This window comes from Duganella zoogloeoides, from assembly GCF_034479515.1.
Taxonomy (GTDB): domain Bacteria; phylum Pseudomonadota; class Gammaproteobacteria; order Burkholderiales; family Burkholderiaceae_D; genus Rugamonas; species Rugamonas zoogloeoides.
On the sequence record NZ_CP140152.1, the window covers coordinates 2129463 to 2149528 of the forward strand.

Here is a 20066-nt window from a genome sequence, read left to right on the forward strand (position 1 = left end):
GTCAACACACCGGGCGTGGGCACGCTCAGAAGTACGACAGGCCGAGCGCGGCCTTCACTTCATCGGCGGTTTTGGCCGCCACTTCGCGCGCGCGGAACGTGCCTTCCTTGAGCATTTGCATGATGTAGCCCTTGTCCTGGGCCAGTTCCTCGCGGCGGGCGCGGATCGGCGCCAGCATTTCCTGCAACACCACTTCCAGGCGCTTCTTGACGATCGAGTCGCCCAGGCCGCCACGCACGTAATGCGCTTTCATTTCCGCCAGCTTGTCCTTTTCAGGATCGAAAGCGTCGAGGTAGATGAAGGCGACGTTGCCTTCCAGGTGGCCGGGGTCTTCCACGCGCAGGTGCAGCGGGTCGGTATAGACCTTTTTGACGGCGGCGGTGATCTCGGCGGCGGTGGCGCCCAGGTTGATGGTGTTGCCGAGCGACTTGCTCATCTTGGCCTTGCCGTCGGTGCCCGGCAGGCGGCCGATTTCCGGCACCAGCGCCTTGCATTCGACCAGCACGTCGCGGTTGGCGAGGCGGTTGAAGCGGCGCACGATTTCATTGGTCTGCTCGATCATCGGGATCTGGTCTTCGCCCACCGGTACGATCGACGCCTTGAAGGCCGAAATGTCGGCCGCCTGCGAAGCAGGGTAAGTAAGGAAGCCAGCCGGGATATCGCGTTCGAAGCCGCGCAGCACGATCTCGGCCTTGACGGTCGGGTTGCGCTCGAGGCGCGCTACAGTCACCAGGTTCAGGTAATAGAAGGTCAGCTCAGCCAGTTCCGGAATTTGCGACTGGATCAGGATCGTCGATTTGGCCGGGTCGATGCCCACTGCCAGGTAGTCGAGCGCCACTTCCACGACGTTGCGGTGGACCTTGTTGACGTCTTCCATATTGTCGGTCAACGCTTGCGAGTCGGCCAGCATGATGAATTGCTTGTAATCGTCCTGGTACGTGACGCGGTTGCGCAGGCTGCCCACGTAGTGGCCCAGGTGCAGCGGGCCGGTCGGACGGTCGCCGGTCAGGATCACGGTCGGACCCTTGGCTGCGGTGGCAGCGTTGGCAGCAGGCGCGGAAGAGATAACTTGGGACTGGTCGGGCTGGTTCATCGGGCAGTATTCCTTGGGTTGCCCAAGTTTGGCTCGACGAATAAAAACGCCACCAGACTCGGGCGGCGTTGATAAAAATATCACATCACTATCGGGAAACAGTGAAATAGTGGCCGCGCTCGCTAGGAGCGGCGCCAATTCAGCAGCAATGTGGTGAAAAAATTCATGGCCGTATGGTTGCAGTTCGGCGCCGGTCTGTCAAGGCCGGTCCGTCGCATGCGGGTGGGTTGTAAAGTAGCGCCGCGCCACCACGATGGCCGCCACCTGCATGGCCGCACACAGGAAGAAGGTGGCGCCGATGCGCCAGTCGCCGGCCGGCAGGCGGCTGACCTGGGCCAGGATGGCGGAACCGAGCAGCGGCATCACGATCACGCCCGCGCTGCTGATCGACTGCAGAGAGCCCATCAACTCGCCCTGTTCGTCCGAGGGGGTGGCGCGCGAGACCAGGCTTTGCAGCGCCGGGCCGGCGGCAAAGGCCAGCACATTGCACACGATGATGGCGTACATCATCCAGCCCTCGGTGGCCAGGCCATAGGCCAGGTAGGCCACCGCGCCGGAGATGATCCCCAGCCGCGACAACTTGACCTCGCCCCAGCGGCGGATCAGCACCCCGAGCAGGCCGGCCTGCACCACGGCGGCCGTCAACCCCACGCAAAACAGCGCAAAGCCGTTCTGGCCCGGCGTCCAGTCGAAGCGGAACGTGGTGTACAGCACCCAGGTGGTATTGAGCATCATCTGGGCGCAGGTGACCAGCGTGAAGGTGATCACCAGGCCACGGATGTCGGTGCGCCGTCCCAGCTTGATCAGGGAGGTGAACGGGTTGAGGCGGGCCTTGTCGAACGGCGGACGCACGCCCGGCGCCAGCGATTCGGGCACCACCAGGTAGCCGTAGATGAAATTGGCGGCCGACAGCGCGGCGGCCACGTAGAAGGGCAGGTGGATATCGACGCCGCCCAGCAGTCCGCCCAGCATCGGGCCGCAGATGAAACCGAGGCCGAACGCCGCGCCCACCTTGCCGAAGCTCTTGGCACGGTTGTCAGGCGTGGAGATGTCGGACGCATAGGCCGCCGCCACCGACATGCTGGCCGACGACATGCCGCCGATCACGCGGCCGATGAACAGGCAGGCCAGGTTGGGCGCCCAGGCGGTGGCGAGAAAATTGGCGCACATGCCGCCCATCGAATACAGCATCACCGGGCGCCGTCCCACGCGGTCGCTCAAGGCGCCCAGCATGGGCATGAACAGGAACTGCATCAGGCCGAAGGTGGCGCTCATCACGCCGTACCACAGCGACTGCTCGTCGCGCGAGGACGTGAACTGGCCAACCAGCACCGGCAGCACCGGCACGATCAGGCCCACGCCCAGCATGTCGATGAACACGCAGATCAGGATGAAATTGAGATTGGCCGCCCGTGGCGTGGCTACCGGCGCAGACACTACGCCCACTCTTCGGCAAAACGGTCGCGAAACGCCAGCAGCTCCGCCAGCCGTTCTTCGCCCAGCTGGCGGCCGGTGGCGGTCTGCATCTTGCCGGGCAGGGTGGCCAGCTTGGTCTCGATATGGTCGAGTGCATAGGTGCGGTCGTCGCGTTCGCGGTGGCGTGCCAGCGGATCATGGCTGTGCGCCAGGTGCGATCCCATGCGCCCGGCGATGTAGAACAGCCGCGCCAGGCCGACGGCGCCCAGCGCGTCGAGGCGGTCGGCGTCCTGCACGATCTTCGCCTCGATGGTGCCGGCGGGCAGGGCGGCGGAAAAGCTGTGGCACTCGATGGCGTGCGCTACGGCGGCCAGCCGCTCGGCCGGAAAATCGCGCGCAGCCAGTTCGCGCGTGGCCAGTGCGGCGGCCTGGCGCGAGGCCAGGTGGCGCTCGGGATGGTTCTTGGGCAGGTTGACCAGGTCGTGCAGGTAGCAGGCGGCCAGCACCACCAGTGCATCCGCTTCTTCATGCCGGGCCAGCAGCAGGGTGGCGTTGCGCCACACCCGGTGCAGGTGGTTGATATCGTGCGCGCCGTCGTCGTCCTGCCCGGCGGTGGCCAGGGCGATCAGGCGTGGCTGCCAGTAGTCGAGCAAGCTGTCCATGAGACTCCACAATCAAACCGCCATCATACCTTGCCCAAGCACTATTTTCGTGCGGTGGGGAGGTTTATGAGTGAATAGTTGATGCTTGGAAACTTGACTTGAGGTAACATTAGGGCATATTTTTAGTGAAGGATTACCGCAATGAACAGCAACGTCACCGAAATGCACGCCAATTCCCCAGCCGGCGAGTTTCTTGCATTTACCCTGGGCCAGGAAGAATACGGCATCGATATCCAGAAAGTCAGCGAGATCCGCAGCTACGAAACCCCGACCCGCATCGCCAATGCGCCGGAGTTCGTCAAGGGCGTGGTCAACCTGCGCGGCATCATCGTGCCGATCGTCGACATGCGCATCAAGTTCAACCTGGGCACGCCGAGCTACGACCAGTTCACGGTTGTCATCATCCTCAATATCGGCCACCGCGTGGTGGGCATGGTCGTTGACCGCGTGTCGGACGTGACCACCCTGACCCACGAGCAGATCAAGCCGGCCCCGGAAATCGGCTCGGCCATCAACACCGACCACATCGTGGGCCTGGGCACCATCGAAGACCGCATGCTGATCCTGGTCGATATCGACAAGCTGATGTCCAGCGAAGACATGGGCTTGATTGAGAAAACAGCGATGGCTGCCTAATTATTGAATGCCGATGCTGGCATCCGTTGCAGATTGTTTTTGAACCAAAGGGCAAGAATGAATATGTTGGCGAATATCAGTATCGGCAAGCGCCTGGCGCTGGGGTTTACGGTCATCCTGGCGTTTGCCATGGTGATCACCGGCATCGGCGTGTGGCGTTTGCAGGGCGTGGCGTCGGCCACGGCCGACATGATGCAGGTGCCGCTGGCCAAGGAGCGCATGATCGGCGATTGGTCCAGTAATATTGATAGCGCTATCAAGCGTACCACGGCAATTGCGCGCAGCACCGACGCCAGCCTGGCGACGTATTTTGCCGATGAGGCGAAGTCGTCGTCGGCGCGCTCGTCCGAATACCAGAAAAAGATCGAAGAACTGATCACCGAACCGGACGAGAAGGAACTGTTCGCCCGTATCGGCGCGCAGCGCAAGATCTACCTGTCTTCGCGCGATGAACTGAGCAAGTTCAAGGCGGACGGCGACCTGGAACAGGCGCAGCGTGTGTTCGATACCGTGTTCGTCCCCGGCACCGCCAAGTACCAGGCCCTGATCGCCGATCTGCTCAAGATGCAGCGCGCCCGGATCGACGCCACTGCCGCCCATATCGATGGCGTGGCCGACAGCAGCCGCAACCTGCTGCTGGTGCTGGCGGCGTTGATGCTGGCCTTCGGCGTGCTGTGCGCCTGGCTGCTCACCTCCGGCATCACCGGGCCGCTGCGTGCGGCCGTGGTGGCGGCCCGCCGCGTGGCCAGCGGCGATCTCACCGGCCACATCGATGATCGAGGCACCGACGAAACGTCACAATTGCTGGGCGCACTGAAGGAGATGAACGCCAGCCTGCTGGGCATCGTCGCCGAGGTGCGCAGCGGTACCGACCATATCACCACGTCGTCCACCGAAATTGCCGAGGGTAACCAGGACCTGTCGCGCCGCACCGAGCAGCAGGCTGGCGCGCTGGAGGAAACCGCGTCGTCGATGGAGGAGTTGACGTCCGTCGTCAAACACAATGCCGACAACGCGCGCCAGGCCAACCAGCTGGCGGCATCGGCGTCGCAGGTGGCGGTGAAGGGCGGGCAGGTGGTGTCGCAGGTGGTGGACACCATGGATTCGATCAATGAATCGTCGCGCCGGATAGTCGATATCATTGCCGTCATCGACGGCATCGCCTTCCAGACCAATATCCTGGCCCTGAACGCTGCCGTGGAAGCGGCGCGCGCCGGCGAGCAGGGACGCGGCTTCGCGGTGGTGGCGTCGGAAGTGCGCAACCTGGCGCAGCGCTCGGCGTCGGCCGCGAAAGAAATCAAGCAACTGATCGGCGACTCGGTGGACAAGGTCAACCAGGGCAGCAAGCTGGTGGCCGACGCGGGCGCCACGATGGACGACATCGTCAGCAGCGTGGCGCGCGTGAGCGACATCATCACCGAAATTACCGCCGCCACCACCGAGCAAAGCGCCGGCATCAACGAAGTCAACCAGGCCATCGGTTCGATGGACGCCGTGACCCAGCAGAACGCCGCGCTGGTCGAGCAGGCCGCCGCTGCGGCGGAATCGATGCAGCAGCAGGCGGCCGTGCTGGCGCAGGCGGTGGCGGTGTTCAAGGTGGAAGGAGTGGCGTACCAGTCGCGCCCGGGCGCCAGGCCGCGCAAGGCGGCGTTGCAGATCACTTAGAGTCATCCCGGCAGTGAATGAGGTGCTGCTTGCGCGCCTCGACAGCGGGGCCGGCGTAGCCGGTCATCGCATGGCCTGCCATGCTTCCTGGTCGCGCCTTGCCGCCGTCACCGAGGCATTGCAATCGGCTGCCTCATCCTTGTTGCGACAGACCCTCAGTCTTCTTCCTCGGCCGGCGATTGTTCGATAGCCTGTTGCGACAGGCGGTCGGCGTCGCCGTTGCGATGGCGCGGCACCCAGTGCAGGCGGCTGGTGCTTACTTTTTCCATCAGCGCCAGCACGCGGGCGCGGTGTTCTTCGAGGCCGATTGCGCCGGTCGCTTCGCCTCCCGCATTGACATCGTTGACCACCACCTGGCTGTCGCCGTACAGCAGCAGGTCGTGCGCGCCCGCGTCCACGGCCGCTTCCAGCAGCGCGGTCAGGGCCAGGTATTCGGCCTCGCCGCTGTTGCCGTGGCCGGCGCGGCGGCTGATTTCGATGCGTTCACCACCAGGCCCGCACAGCAGGGCGCCGATGCCGATGCGGCCCGGGTTGGGGTGGGCCGAGCCGTCGAACCAGCCGCGCCAGCGGTCCTGTGGCGGCGTCCGTTGCGCCTTGCGCTGCGCGAGCTGGTCGGCCTGCTGCGCGCGGTGCGCGGCGCGGCGTTCCTCGTCAAGCTGTCTCGCTTGCGTACGCACTGCCAGCAGCGCCGCCAGATCGGCCAGCCCGCCCTGGCTTGCCGCCAGCGTCAGTATTTGGTGCAGCGCCTGTGCTTCGGGGAGGCGCGCGCGCGTGGCCAAACGGCGCGCGGCCACGCGCTCGCCGTGGAAGGCGGCCGTGGCCAGCGTTTCAAACTCGTCAGGTTGCTGCATCGATGTCATTAATTACGGCGAGGATTGTCGGGACGGTTGTCGTGGCGGTTGGGAACGCCGTCACCATCGCGGTCGCGGTCATGGCGGTTCGGCACACCGTCGTGATCGCGGTCGCCCCGGCCCCGGTTGTCTCCGCGATGATCGCCGCGATGGTCGTTGCGGTAGTCGCGGCGGTCGTCACGGTAGTGGCCCCGGTTGTCGTGGTGGTCGTAGCGGTTGGGGATGCCGTCATGATCGCGGTCGCCGTGGGGGCCACGGTTCCAGCGGGCCTGCTCGCGGTACCAGCGGCCCTGGCGCTGCACCCAGTGCGGCTGCGAATAGACGTAACCGGGACGCACGGCCACCCAGTCGCCGCCGATCCATACGTGGCGGTTGCTGCGCCAGTCCCAGTAGCCGGGCGACCAGATGTAGCCGCTGCGCGGTGGCGGCACGCGCTCGTAGCGCAACGGTGGCGGCGCCTGGCCGATCACCACGCTCACGCCCACCTGGGCGGAGGCGATCGTGGGAGTAAAGGCCGCTGCGCTCAAGGCCAGCAGGGCGGCGGCGAAAACGGTGTGCGAGCGTGTGGTCATGATGTGTCTCCGGTTTGCAGATGAATCCAATATAGCAAGCGCGATATTGAGCACCGCTGATTGATGCAACTTTTTACATATGACACAAAGTCAGGGCGGAATTGTAAGCGACACGCCACTTTCCGTCTCCCCCTGCTAAACCGCGCTGTCACCCATTGAACCCGAGAGCCGGATGCCGCGATTATTCAGCCACTTTTTGCAGGCGTGGGCCGAGCGCCGCCGCGCGCGCCGCCGCCAGGCCAACCTGCGCACCGGCGACCGGCTGCGTGCGCGGCCGGAACTTGCGCTAGTGGCTAACCGCGCTGCCGCCGTGGCGCTGCCATCAAGCCGCTCCGCCTGGCTGTGGACCACGTTGGCCGTGTTGCTGGCGCTTGTTGGCGGCGCGCTGATCGTGGGCCATGCGCGCCACCTGGGCGCTGCCGCACCGGCGCGCTCGACGCAGCCGGTCGATACCCTGCGCACCGTCTTGCCCGGTGCCGCCTTCACCGTGCCGGAACGCGCTGGCGCCACCACCAGCCTGCATGCCGACGGCGCGTTGCTGGTATTGGCCGGCATGGAGGCTGCGCCGGTGGTGCGGGTGGATTTGTGCAGCCAGTTACGCAGTCCCGCTCATCCTGGCGATGCGCGCCTGCTGCCGCTGCGCCTGGGCGAACGGTTTGCCGACGTCGAGCGCCAGGTGGCTGATAATCTCGCGTCGGGTACGCCGGCCGCGCTGCGCAATGTGCTGCTGGTGTCCGACAGCGGCGCGGGCCTCGACGCCATGCCGCAAGTGCGTATCGAAGGCAATGCCCGTGCCGATTTCGCCGATCCGCTGGCCGAGCCTCTGAGCCTTTCGTGGCGCAGCCGCCAGGGCCAGGCGCGCTGGATCGGCGACGCCAGCCTGGGCCAGGTGGAGCAGGGCGCATCTGGTCAGGTCGCGCTACGCCGGCAGGGCTGGTTGCTGTGGGGCGCCGCCTCGGCGCTGCGGCTGGAGCGGCGCGCCAATATGCTGTGCCCGCGCGCAGGAGAACTGCTGGTGCAATTGTACCGGCGCGCCGCGCCTGCGGCCGTCGATGCGGCCACCGCCCTGGTGGTGGCATTTCCCGCACGCGGCGCTGCGGTGCGCACGCGTCTTGCACCCGGCAGTTACCGGGTGCCCGCCGGCGCCGCGCCAGTGCTGGAAGACCAGGCCCTGTTTGGCGCCCTGCAAGCGGCCGGCCTGCTGCGGCTGACCGCCGCCGGCGTGATCGACCTGGCGCCACGCGACTTGCCGCAATGGCTGGCCGCCAGCCCGGCCGACCGCGTGGCGCAGCTGGACGACTGGCGCCATATCGCGCCCGGCGCGGTAACCGACAAGCTGTTCAAGCGCCTGTACCAACAGGCCGACGGCGCATACGTGCGGCAGCAGGTCGATATCTTCAACGGTGAACGGCGCTTGCTGGCATGGCGCCTGCGTGGCGATGCCTCAGCGGCGCTGGAGTGGCGCGCCAGCGTGGATGGCGGCGGGCGGGGTGGCAGCAGCGGTGACAGCGGCCCGGTGATGGTGGCGACCACCACGCGCATGCCGGTGGCAGCGGCGCGCCTGTTCGCTACCTTGCCGCAAGGTTGGCAGCCGTGGACGCGGGTGGCACGCTGGCCGGCAGCGGGCGAGGGTAGTGCTGGCGGCAACGGCAACGGCAACGGCAACGGCAACGGCAACAGCAGGCCGGCGCCGCTGGTTCGGCTGGCCGTGAACTTGCCGCAAGCGGCAACTGGCGGCGAGGTGCTGCGCCTGCTGGTGGCGGGCACGGTGGTCGGCAGCAGCGGCGCCGCCATGCGCGCTGTTCCCGCCTGCACCGGACGCGCCTGCACTGGTCCCGGCGATGTACAGGAGGTGTCGCTGACCTTGCAGACTGGCGTGCGCGAGGTGGCGATCAATGTGCGCCCGCTGGCCTTCAGCGCACCGGACGACGAGCAGTATCGTCACCTGCGCGTGGCCGGTGGCAAGCTGGCATGGCAGCCGCTGGCCGGCGGCGCGTCGGCTCCGGTCGCCGCGCCGTCGCCGGTGCGCTTGTCCGACCGCCACGGCGTGCCGCTGTGGAAAGATGGTGCGCCCACCGAAGCTGCCAGCGCCGCCGGCCTGGCGCCGTTGCTCGGGCTTGGCCCGGAACACGCCAGCAGCGTGGCCGGCATGCTGGCCCGGTTGCCGACGGCCGGGGCGCCAGTGACGGCCACGCTGACGCTCGACCTGCCGTTGCAGGCGCTGAGCCAGCGCATCCTCGAATGCGTGGGCATGCGCCAGGGCCGCTGGACCGGCGCCGGCTGCGCGGACGGGCCGGTGGTACAGCGTATATCGCAAGCGCGCCGTGCCGGCCTGGTCATCCTCGACACCGAAACCGGCGACGTGCTGGCAGCGGCCAGCGGCGGCGGCGGCGAGGTCAATGCGGCCAACTGGACCGAAGCGCGCGACCACGACCGCACCAATCCCGCCCGCAGCGCGCTGCGTCTGCCGGCCTTGCAGCACGACGGCGGCGCGCACCAGAGCCCCGGTTCCACCTTCAAGGTGATCAGCGCGCTGGGGCTGGAAATGGCAGCGCAAAAGGATCGCCAGCTCGATGCGCTGCTGGCCGGCTTGCCACTGCCAACCATCAACGCGCTGGCGCGCCAGCGCGGCTTCGGCTTTCAGACCGGCTCCCCCACGTATCCGCAGGAGCCCCGGCAAGCGCGCATCACCAACTACCGCGAGCAGGGCCTGGACCGGCGCGCGCAGGATGGCCGGCTGGGACTGGCGCAGGCGCTGACTTACAGCCTCAATACCTGGTTCGCCTGGGCCGGCGAGTTGAGCGACCGCAGCCTGTTCGGCCGGTCCGACGGCGGCGCGCCCGGCGTGCAGGCGCTCGACGCCGATGCGCTCGACACCGTACGGCCCATCGTCGCGGCGGCGCACCGGCTCGGCTTCGAGCAGCCGGTGCGGCTCGACGGCGGCCTGCTGCCATCGGACTTCGACTGGCGTACCTGGGATGCGCTGCAAGCCACGCCGGCCCATATCGACACCATCCACAGCCGCCACGAACTGCGCCAGATGGCGATCGGCCTGCGCATGCAGGTCACGCCGCTGCACATGGCGCTGGCTTCGGCGGCGGTGGGGCAGGGCCGGCTGGTCGTGCCCCGGCTGCTGCTCGATCTCGACGGCCGTCAAAGTGAAATTCCCGCGATGGCGCCTACCGGCGTACGGCTGGACCGCATCCGCGCCGGCATGAAGGGTGTGGTCGATGCGGGCACCGGCGCCGGGGCATTCGGCGGCCCCGCGCTGGCCGCCGTGCGCCCCGGCCTGTATGGCAAGACCGGCACGGCGCCCACCGGCGACGACACTGCCACCGTGTGGTTTACGGGCTGGCTGGAACCGGGCACCTTGCCTGGCCAGGCCCACCGGCTGGCATTTGCGGCTTTTGTGAGCCACTCGGATAGCACCGGCGGCGGCCATGCGGCGCCGGTAGTGGCGGCCGTGCTGGCTACCCTGGCAGGGCAGAACGCCGAACAGAGGGGAAAATAGCCTTGTAAACGCGATAATGGCGCGACCTGGCTGTGGCATGATGATCGGGCGCGCGGGTGTCAACCCCGCTGCGCATTTCGATTGATTATTCACGACAGGACTGTATGCGTTTGCCAGGAACCCGGTACCAGGAGCACGGCTGGGAACAAGTGCGCAAGCTGCTTGGGCTGTGTTCCCTGCAGGCGTTCCGCCGGCTCGATGTTGCGCTGGTGCTCGATCCGGCGCAGCACGGCGTTTTGCTCGATGCTTACACCGGGGCGCTGGCTGCGGCCCTGCGCGCGCACGCCCGCTCCGCGCGCGGCGAGATGGAGGGAAACAGCTACGGCGAGACCGTAGCCGAACTGGCCCTGGCACTGGCTTTCGAATTGCAGGCGTATCCGGCGTTCTGGGACGCGTTTGTCGCCACGCTGGTCGCCGAGCATGGCCGCAGCGGCGCCTTCTGGCGCGACCCCGCCGCTGACGGCGTGCTGCGCAAGAAGGTCAACGATATGTACGCGGGCCTGCGCGACCGGGTGGACGCCGACAACTACATCGTCGCTACGGGAAGCGACTGCTCGCCCAACAAAATCTATACTTACCGCATGCTGGACAAGGCCTACCGCGATATCGCCCGCCTGTTCGGCAACTGGCACGACCATCGCGCCCAGGTTGGCGCCATCCTGGACCGCGCGCTCGACGCGATGCCGATCGAAGCGCGGCAAATGAAGTCCATCGCCGGTTGCAAGGCCGAATGGATCGTCAACTGGAGCGCGTCGCTGGAGGAATACGGCGGCGCCCCGGGGCCGCTGCACACCCGTTCGAAGCGCTTCGCCAGCCTCAAAAACAGCCCGGACAAGATCGGCGTGATGTTGCTGGAGATCGGCGACTACGAGGAGCTGTCGTCCAACCTGGACCGCGCTGAAGGCTGGCAGGGCGAAGCCGGCGAGGCCGCCGCGTGGCTGGAGGACTACTGGCGCGTGATGGGCGACTCGGCCGCGCATGAAGCCGGGGGCGGGATGTTCGACGAGGACCGCCTTGTGCCTGCACCTCCCCAATCAGACGACGAAGAAGTGGACGACGCCGGGGATCAGCACGACGATCCTCCTCAAGCCATGCTGCCCGATCCGGTACAGCAGGCCGCCGAACAGCAACTGGCCACCGGCCTTTCCCTGCCCCCCCGCTACATGGAACTGGCGCGCGGCGCGCAGGCGGAGGGCAGCCGATTGCTGCGGATATTGAGCGAGGAATCGCTGCCGATCCGGCTGGCCGTGTACCAAAAGCTGCTGGGCGCCGCCGACGACACGTACCCGGACGCCTGGTGCGATCCGGCGACGGGCGAACTGCCCACGCTGTCGCAACTGGCGGCGCTGGACGGCATTTCCATGCCCACCCTGCGCAAGCGCCGCGACCGGGCCATCAACAAGCTGCGCGCAGCCAGTGTATTGAACGCCACGCCGGCGCAATGAAGGAGAACGAGTTGACCTCACATGATGAACAGGAAGCGCTGGCGCTGCGCCTGCAGGAGCGCGCGCTGCTAACGCCGGCAAGCAGCTCGGCGCGCGACCGCCTGGTGCTGGCCGACGACACGCTGCTGGCAGCGCTGGCCGGCACCCGCCTGCTCACGCCGAACGAGCGCACGGCGCTGGCCGCGTCGCCGCTCACGCTGCGGCGGTTTCGCCAGTTGTCGCTGCAAGGCCGAGTGAAGGACCGGCCTGCCAGTGCCATCGCGACCGGCAATTCGACAGCCCCTGTCGCCGCCAACGATGCCAACTGGTGCGGCAGCACCGGCATGCTGCGCGCGGCATCCACTGCGGCTGATGCACTGGCCTCGCTGGTCACCGACGACAATTGCTGGACCCTGCATTTCGTGGCGCAGGATGGCGGCTGGCAGGTGATCCTGGCGCTGTCGGCGCAGGCGCCGTTCGCCGCGCGCCTGCTTGGCGAACAACCGCTGCTGCGCGTGATCGACGGCAGCGGCGCCACCGTGCTGCATGGCCGGCTCGACGCCGACGGCGAGTGCGAATGCGCCTGGCCGTTCGCCACCGCCCCGGCGCCGCATTTCCAGCTGCACGGCGCCAACTTCACGGTGCTGCCGGCGCCACCGGCGGCGTTGTAGCTTATGGGCTGGTTCTCGCTGCGCGGCAAGCCGTCCGCCAATACTGCAGCCATCGCCGATCTGGGTGCCGGCCTGGTGGCGCTGCGGCTGGATGCCGGCGACGTGGCGCCACCGGGCACAGTGCTGGTGGTGTTCGGCTCCTCCGGCCAGGCGCGCCGGCTGGCGCCCGGCAAGGTGGCGTCTTCGCCCGGCGATACCGTGTTCTGCTTTCACCCCGGCCCCTACACGGTGGACCTGGCGCCGTTTGCCGCCGCACCCGAGTGGGGGCTGCGCGTACGCCTGCTGGTCGATGCGCCCAATCCACACGCGGAGCAGCAGCGCTTCGACCTGTTCCTGTATGCCGAGCACCATGAGCAGGGCGGGCGGCTGTCGCTGGCCGATCTGGGCGCGGCGCTGCAAACCGCCTTGCAGGGTGAATTGGCGCACGGCGCGCTCGACCTGCCGCCGTGCACCACGCTGGAGGAATGGCACGCGTTCCGCGCCGGCTTCAATCAACTGCTGTACACACGCTACGGTTTGACCGTGGATGACTGCGTACCGGTGGATTTGGGCGGGCAAGTTGATTTCGCAGACGTGCTGCGGGCGCGGGCCTTGGCAGCCAGCGTGGCGGCCGACGACGCCATGCAAGCCGCCTTGGCACAGTCCGGATCACAGCCGATCTCGAGGCCGACCAAGCAGCCGACCGTGAAGTCAACAACGCCCGCTGCATTGTCGGCCACCGCAGATGCTGCATCGCAGACCGCAACGCAGCCTGCATTCCATTCGATACCCCCAGCGACCGAGCCCGAACCCCGGCTCCAGCCCGAGCCGCCGACGCAGCCGCCGCCGAAGCAGCCGGAGACCCATGCCCGCCAGGACGCCGCCAGCCTGCGCCGCCTGTTCGTGGAACTGCCGGTACTGAGCCGCCACCTGCGCTTGCTGGTGCTGCCCCAGGGACCGGCAATCTTCCAGGCGCACCAGTCGCTTCTGCTGCGCCTCGACATGGCAACCCTGAACGTGGACACCATGCCGTCGCTGGCCTGGGCCGCGCCCGACCAGCCGCTGGGCGCTGCCGACCAGGACCGTCGGACCGCGGCCACCGCAATCGCCGTGGCCGCGTTGGACGAAGCCTGGTCGCTGCTGGCGCGACTGCACCTGGCCAGCAGCGAGGAATGGACCGCGCTGCTCGATGAAGCGGACCGCATCTGTGCCAACCTCGAAACCGGCCTGGCGCTGCGCCGCGCCCCATACGTCCCCCGCCAGGAGCCCGCACTGTGACCACGCTCTCGATGACCCCCACACCGTTGAATGCGGCCTGCACCTGCCTGCTGGCAGACGGCCGCCTGCTGACGATCACCGCCAGCCGCCGCCTTCGCGCCAACCGCGCCGACGTCAAATGCACGGTGCCCGGCGCACCGGCCATTGCCGCACAAATGCAGCAAGTGGTGCGGCTGGCGCGCCATACCGAGGCGCGGCTCGACAGCCGCGACCAGGTGGTGCTGAGCATGGATGTCGCACCCGATTCAGGGCAGCGCGAATGGGAGCTGGCCGCCGTGCTGGCCGACCGCATGGTGCGCGGTCTGCGCCCGATCCCGGTCAGCGCACCGCCGATGGCGCAGGGCTGGTCCGACCGCTGGCACCTGGGCCAGGCAAGCGAGGCGACCTTGGACGGGGTGGCCATCGGCCACCTGGGTGCGCTGGACGGCCATGCCGATCTGGCGTCGGCCGTCTCCAGCGTGCGCGCCTGGTTTCCGCTGCACAGCGGTGGCATCAACGATGCGCTGGCGTGGGTGGAGGTAAGCGTGTTCGCCATCGAGGCCGGCACCCTTGACGACGCCGGCGAGGAAGAGACGATTACCGCGCCCGAGCTGGACCTGGCCGCACAGCAGGATGTGCGCCAGGCGCTGGCCGGCGCCCGCCATTTCGACGGCCACGGCCTGGGACGCTGGCGCACGGTGGTGCGCTTCGGCCAGCCGCGTTTCCAGGGCGGCTCTTACCAGCTGGCGCTGGTGATGGCCGACCGGCTGGCGCGCGGGCGCGAATTCGTGCCGCGCGGGCGCCTGATCGCTACCGGCACCTCGCGGGCGTGGCATGCTGGCATGGTGGAATCGGTGGAGGGCCGTGAGCCGAAGCTGGCCCTGATCTCGACCATGGCGGCCCCGGGCGATCGGGTGCTGTTGCCGGCCGACTGGGAAGCATCGCTGCCGCCCGGGTTTGCTGCCCGTTTGCGGGAAAGGGGCGCATCCGTGGCCTGCATCGACCGCATCGGCATGATTTGAAACGAACCGCGTTGAATCGAAGTGCGCTGAATGAATCGCGCCGCCCTGCTAAAATCGTCCACTGACAGCCGGCAGGCGGCGCGCGAGATGAATCGAAGAAGGAGTCTGACATGTTCCAAATGTTTGGTTTTGGCGGCGTCAAATGCCCGCGCTGCGCGCACAAGAGCGACGACCAGTCGGGCTACTGCAAGCATTGCGGCCTCACCCTCGGCGCGCCCCGCAGCGAACCGGTCCTGCGCGATAACCGCTGGGTGCCTGGCGACGACGAGCTGGCCGTGTATTTTGGCGTGAGCGCCTTGACCGGCATCTTCACCAAGACCCTGCGCGTGCCCGCCACCACCCGCGGCTACATACTGCAAGCGGACAAGGCCACCGAGGTGCCGCAAGGCGAATACGAAATCGAAGGCTTTTTCACCCGGTTGAACCACCTGCTGCGCAATCAGAACGCTGAAATCCTGATCACCCGCAGCGCCGCGCTGCCGGTCGAGTTTTCGTTCGACGACCTGCACACGGCCGAGCACCTGAAGGTGTCGGCGCGCTTCACGGTCGCCATCAAGATCGAAAACGTGGCGGCGTTTGCCCGCCATTTCATGACCGTGCCCGGCGTGGTCAGCACCGTGCACCTGCAGGAGCTGCTGGCGCCATCGGTGCGCCAGCTGGCGGCGGAATTCGTCGGCAGCCGCTCGATGCGCGACATGGCCGGCAACGCCGACCTGCGCGCGCAGCTGGACGAACGCCTGCAGAGCGCCCTGAAACAGCGCCTGGCCTCGTACGGCCTGGCGGTGGAGCGGGTGGAAACGGCCGCCCTGCGCCACGATAAATTCGACCACAACCGCGCCCGCATCGGCACGTTATGGCTGGTGGCGGACGAGCGCCATGTGCAACTGGAACACGTCAAGCAGCTCGACCAGATCTACGACGAGGAAGAATGGCAGGCGATCTGGCGCGAAGAACAAAAGATGCGCTCCGACTTCCGCCGCGCCGAACTGCGCCAGGACGCCAACGTTCACAAGGCCGAACTCACGCTCAAGGAGAGCGAACGGGTACAGGCGCTGCGCGCGCGCGAAGTGGAGCTCTACAGCCAGGTGATGGAAGCCAAAACCCGCAAGGTGGCCATCGACAAGGGCGCCGGCACCGTGCTGGCCGACCTCGAACACGAACTGGCGCACAAAAAGGCGGGTCGCGCCGGCGAACAGGCAGACTGGGAGCACGTGCGCCACCTGGCCCAGATCAAGATGCGCACCGAACTCGAAGTGCTGCAGCAAAGCGCTGCCGAGCAGCGCCAGTTGGCGCAGCAGCGCCTTGGCCACCAATTGCGCCAGCAGGCCATCGAGAACCAGATCGCCCAGGCCCTGCAAATCGAGGACGAATCGCACCGCAGGAACGAACTGGCGGCGCTGCGCCAGCGCGAAAAGGATGAAAAGGCGCGCGAACTGCAACTGGAGTCCGAGGCCCACAGCGCCCGCATCCAGGGCATGACGGTGGCGGTAGCCGCGCGCCGCCGCGAGGCGGAGAGGGTGCAGGAGTGGGAAGATCAGCTGGCGCTGGCCCGCCAGCGCGAACTGCTGCGCGGCGATGCGGTCAAGGATGCCGCCAACGCGGTGGAAGTTGCCGAGATCAGCCAGAAGATCGAGGATCTGCGCCGCACCGGCGAGCAGGCCGACGCCATCGCCCAGTACGAAAAGCTGCTGCGCACCATCGAGGCGGACGGCATCCATGCGCGCCAGAACCAGTCGCTGGGCAAGCAGGCCGCGCTCGACCAGCTGGCCCTCGACGAGCAGCGCCAGATCTTGCGCCAGCGCGAGCGCGAGGCCGAGTGGCAGCACGAACTGAAAAAACTGGAACACGAGCGCGAGGAAAAATTCGCGCGCTGGAAGGGCGATTACGACGTCCTGCTGTCGCAGCAAAGCCACGAGATCAGCCGCATCGAGGCCATCGGGCGCCTGAGCGATATCGGCATGGTGGCTACTGCCAACGAATCGAACGCGCAGGCGGTCGCCCAGATCATGCGCATGCAGATCCAGGGCGGCATGACGCCGGAACAGATCCAGTCGCTGGCGCAGGTGGTGGCGGCCGAGCAGGGCGTTTCGCCGGTGGAAGCGGCGCGCCTGGCCTACGAACGCGTGGTCGAGGAACGCGCCCACCGCGACACGGAACTGGACAAGGACCGGCGCCACCAACTCGACCTGCTCAATGTGCAGAACGCGGCCAGCGCCAGTGCGCTGACCACCCAGAGCCAGCTGGGCATCGGCGTGGCCGGCGGCATCACGGGCAATGCCCATGGCGCCTGGGCCGAAGCGGGCCTGCCGCCGGCACGGCGCTGCCCGAACGGCCACGCCCAGCGCGCCGGCCATCCGGAAGACCGGTTCTGCCCGCAATGCGGCGCTGGGCTGGCGTAGGGTTGGTTACACTCTGATGATGCAAACAGCAAGAGACAAGATCCGCGAACTGCGGGCCCTGCACGAAGACGGTTTATTGAGCCTGCAGGAGTTCGACCGTCGCAAGAACGCCATCCTGGATGCGGAGTACGCGCCCCCGGGAGGCGCCGCCGCGCCGGCCACACCCACTCACGCGCCGCGCCAGGGTACGGAGCTCGGCCTGATGACAGGCCAGGAAATCGGCCCGCAGCACCGCCGCTACCGGCTCGAACGGCTGATCGGCATGGGCGGCATGGGGCAGGTGTGGCAGGCCACCGACCTGGCCACCCACGCGGAGCTGGGCCACAGCGAAACCGTGGCCCTCAAAATCCTGCCGCCGCAACTTACGCAAAGCGCCACCCACGCCAAGCTGCTGATCGAGGAAGCCACCCAGGCGCGCCGGCTGGCGCACGAAAATATCGTGCGCGTGTACGAGTGGGCGCAAGACCCGGCCACGTCCAGCTACTTCATCATCATGGAATACCTGGAAGGCCAGGACCTCGATGCCTACCTGGCGCAGCAAGGTTCGCTCGATCTGGACGCCGTGTGCCGGCTGCTGTCGCCGGTCGGCGATGCGCTGGCCTACGCCTGGGACAAGCACAAGCTGGTACACCGCGACCTCAAGCCGGGCAACGTGTTCCTTACCCAGAAGGGAGAGGTCAAGCTGCTCGATTTCGGCATCGCTTCGCGCGCGCGCAACGCCGGCAGCAGCCTCGGACTGCAAACGCCCAACGCCGGCACGGTGGGTTACCGTGCGCCGGAAGCCGGGGTGCACCAGCGGCAGCCGTCGCCCCGGCTCGATGTCTATGCGGTGGCGGTGATGATTTACCAGTTGCTCGAGGGCCGGGTGCCGTTCGACGACCTGCGACCGGCCGACTTCCAGCCGTCGGCGCCGCAAGGTTTGAACGAGCGCCAGTGGCAGGTGCTGCAACAGGGGTTTGCGATCGTGGCCGAGCGTCGTCCGGCGTCCGTCAACGAGTTGCTGGCCGGCCTGCGTGGCGCAGCCGGCCCGTCCGAAGCCGAACAGGCGGCGCAGCGCGAGAAGGAACTCGAAGAGCGACAACGGGAAGAGCAACGGCAGCGCCAGCGCGAACAGCAGGAACAACAGCAGCAACTGCAACGCGAACGCGAACAGGCGGCGCAACGCCAGCAGGACGCCGCCGCGCAGGCAGCAGCCCAGGCCGAGCAGGCCCGCGCGGCCGAACGCGAGCGCGTGGCAAAAGCCGCCGAACTGGCGGCGCGGCGCGAGGCGCAGGCCAAGGCTGCCGCCCTCGAAAAAGTGCGGCTCGACCAGCAGCGCCGCGCGCTGGAAGCGAAGCAGCGCGCCGAGGCGGAAGCGGCGGCGCTGGCCCGCAAGCAGGTGCTGCGCGAACAGCTGGCCGCGCGGCGCGACGCTGACGCCAAACAGGCGCGCGAAGAGCAGGAAGAAAAGCAGCGCAAGGCCGCGCAACTGAAGGCGGAAGCGGCTTATCGCGCCGAGCAGGATCGCCACCGCAAGCAGCAGGCCGAGCGCCACGCGGCCGAACTGGCGGCCCTGATCCCCAGCCCGGCCAGCCCGGTGGCCGACGCCAGCGGCGTGCTGCGCGATCGTTTTATAGACGGCGCCGGCGCCGGTCCCGACCTGGTGCTGATTCCCACCGGCCGCTTCCAGATGGGATCGCACGACGTGGAGCAGGCGGCGGCAGTGAAGGCCGGCGCCGAGAAAAAATGGTTGCAGCGCGAAGGGCCGCAGCACTGGGTGGGCATCGAATATTCGTTCGCGATGGGCCGGTACCCGGTCACGGTGGGCCAGTGGCGCCAGTTCGTGCGCGCCACTGAATGGGAGTCGCAGTCGGACGTCGATTGGCGCGCACCCGGCTTTGCCCAGGACGACGAGCACCCTGTGGTGGGCGTGAGCTGGCACGACGTGCAGCGCTATCTGCGCTGGCTGTCGGAAAAAACCGGCCAGACGTACCGCCTGCCCAGCGAGGCTGAATGGGAATACGCGTGCCGTGCCGGCACCAAAACGGCGTTCAGCTTCGGCGACACCATCGGCACCGACCAGGCCAACTACGATGGCAATTACGTCTACAACGGCGGGCCGCGCGGCGAATTCCGCCAGGGGACCAGCAGGGTGGATGCATTCCAGCCCAATCCCTGGGGCCTGTTCGACATGCACGGCAACGTGTGGGAGTGGACCCAGGACGTGGTGCATGACACCTACGACGGCGCCCCGGCCGACGGCAGCGCGTGGGAAGCCGGTGGCGACCAGGCTCGCCGCATCCTGCGCGGCGGCTCGTGGCTGTACAACCCGCGCTACCTGCGCGCGGCGGTGCGCAACGGCTATTCGGCCCTGCTGGCCAACGACATAGTCGGCTTCCGGGTGGCCCGCAAGCTGGTGTAGTTGGTATAGTTGGAATGGCAGGGGGCGGGGTGTATACTGCCGCCTCTCTTATACCAACATCAGGATCACACCCATGAGCTCTCTGCCACCATGCCCCAAATGTAACTCCGAATACACGTACGAAGACGGCGCGCAGCTGGTGTGCCCGGAGTGCGCGCACGAGTGGAGCGCCACCGCTGGCGCCGCTGCTGCTGAAGATGGTCCGCGCGTGTACCGCGACTCGGTGGGCAATGTACTGGCCGATGGCGACACCGTCACCGTCATCAAGGACCTCAAGCTCAAGGGCGGTGGCGGCACCGTCAAGGTAGGCACCAAGGTCAAGAACATCCGCCTGGTCGATAGCGACCACGATATCGATTGCAAGATCGACGGCTTCGGCGCCATGAGCCTGAAAACGGAATTCGTGCGCAAGGTGGTGTGACTTTGCCCTATTAGCGCCTCGTTCAGGAGAGGCAACCGCGAGCCGAAAGGTGTACATTGTCGGCTCCGACCAATATCGCACACTAC

15 protein-coding genes are annotated in these 20066 nt (G+C 67.3%); 10 read left to right on the plus strand and 5 right to left on the minus strand.

Annotated features, from left to right (window positions below; all coding sequences use genetic code 11):
• Window positions 1-25 precede the first annotated feature (25 nt).
• The 3 genes from trpS to SR858_RS09460 all read right to left on the minus strand — a co-directional run bounded on the left by trpS (window position 26) and on the right by SR858_RS09460 (window position 3171).
• On the minus strand, window positions 26-1093 hold the full coding sequence (trpS, locus tag SR858_RS09450; protein WP_019922513.1) for a tryptophan--tRNA ligase: 1068 nt from the start codon (window positions 1091-1093) through the stop codon (window positions 26-28).
• Between the two features lie 198 nt (window positions 1094-1291).
• Window positions 1292-2539: a tetracycline resistance MFS efflux pump gene (locus SR858_RS09455; protein ID WP_019922514.1), complete on the minus strand. Its 1248-nt coding sequence runs from the start codon at window positions 2537-2539 to the stop codon at window positions 1292-1294.
• On the minus strand, window positions 2530-3171 hold the full coding sequence (locus SR858_RS09460) for an HD domain-containing protein (RefSeq protein WP_019922515.1): 642 nt from the start codon (window positions 3169-3171) through the stop codon (window positions 2530-2532). Before SR858_RS09460 ends, SR858_RS09455 begins: the two co-directional genes overlap by 10 nt.
• A 141-nt stretch (window positions 3172-3312) precedes the next feature.
• Here SR858_RS09460 and SR858_RS09465 point away from each other — a divergent pair, with 141 nt between their 5' ends.
• Entirely contained in the window at window positions 3313-3807 is a 495-nt protein-coding gene (locus SR858_RS09465; RefSeq protein ID WP_019922516.1) for a chemotaxis protein CheW, read from the plus strand.
• Between the two features lie 57 nt (window positions 3808-3864).
• On the plus strand, window positions 3865-5472 hold the full coding sequence (locus SR858_RS09470; RefSeq protein WP_019922517.1) for a methyl-accepting chemotaxis protein: 1608 nt from the start codon (window positions 3865-3867) through the stop codon (window positions 5470-5472).
• A gap of 155 nt (window positions 5473-5627) precedes the next feature.
• Here the strand turns inward: SR858_RS09470 and SR858_RS09475 are convergent, their stop codons facing one another.
• Entirely contained in the window at window positions 5628-6323 is a 696-nt protein-coding gene (locus SR858_RS09475; RefSeq protein ID WP_154819889.1) for a ribonuclease HI family protein, read from the minus strand.
• An 8-nt stretch (window positions 6324-6331) separates the two neighbouring features.
• On the minus strand, window positions 6332-6895 hold the full coding sequence (locus SR858_RS09480; protein ID WP_019922519.1) for a YXWGXW repeat-containing protein: 564 nt from the start codon (window positions 6893-6895) through the stop codon (window positions 6332-6334).
• Window positions 6896-7067: 172 nt separating this feature from the next.
• On the opposite strand from SR858_RS09480, the gene SR858_RS09485 reads away from it, so the two are divergent.
• The 8 genes from SR858_RS09485 (at window position 7068) to SR858_RS09520 (ending at window position 19980) form a co-directional block, all read left to right on the plus strand.
• A complete protein-coding gene (locus SR858_RS09485; RefSeq protein ID WP_019922520.1) occupies window positions 7068-10406 on the plus strand; it encodes a penicillin-binding transpeptidase domain-containing protein in 3339 nt (1112 codons plus the stop codon).
• A gap of 104 nt (window positions 10407-10510) precedes the next feature.
• Window positions 10511-11851: a hypothetical protein gene (locus tag SR858_RS09490; protein ID WP_026637408.1), complete on the plus strand. Its 1341-nt coding sequence runs from the start codon at window positions 10511-10513 to the stop codon at window positions 11849-11851.
• A complete protein-coding gene (locus SR858_RS09495) occupies window positions 11848-12501 on the plus strand; it encodes a hypothetical protein (protein ID WP_019922522.1) in 654 nt (217 codons plus the stop codon). The genes SR858_RS09490 and SR858_RS09495 overlap by 4 nt, the downstream gene beginning before the upstream one ends.
• Window positions 12502-12504: 3 nt before the next feature.
• Window positions 12505-13758: a hypothetical protein gene (locus SR858_RS09500; RefSeq protein ID WP_019922523.1), complete on the plus strand. Its 1254-nt coding sequence runs from the start codon at window positions 12505-12507 to the stop codon at window positions 13756-13758.
• On the plus strand, window positions 13755-14759 hold the full coding sequence (locus SR858_RS09505; protein ID WP_019922524.1) for a hypothetical protein: 1005 nt from the start codon (window positions 13755-13757) through the stop codon (window positions 14757-14759). The genes SR858_RS09500 and SR858_RS09505 overlap by 4 nt, the downstream gene beginning before the upstream one ends.
• 110 nt (window positions 14760-14869) lie before the next feature.
• Complete coding sequence (locus SR858_RS09510; RefSeq protein ID WP_019922525.1) at window positions 14870-17158, plus strand: SPFH domain-containing protein; 2289 nt, start codon at window positions 14870-14872, stop codon at window positions 17156-17158.
• 16 nt (window positions 17159-17174) lie between these two features.
• Entirely contained in the window at window positions 17175-19559 is a 2385-nt protein-coding gene (locus tag SR858_RS09515; protein WP_019922526.1) for an SUMF1/EgtB/PvdO family nonheme iron enzyme, read from the plus strand.
• Between the two features lie 73 nt (window positions 19560-19632).
• On the plus strand, window positions 19633-19980 hold the full coding sequence (locus SR858_RS09520) for a zinc ribbon domain-containing protein YjdM (RefSeq protein WP_019922527.1): 348 nt from the start codon (window positions 19633-19635) through the stop codon (window positions 19978-19980).
• Window positions 19981-20066: the final 86 nt, after the last annotated feature.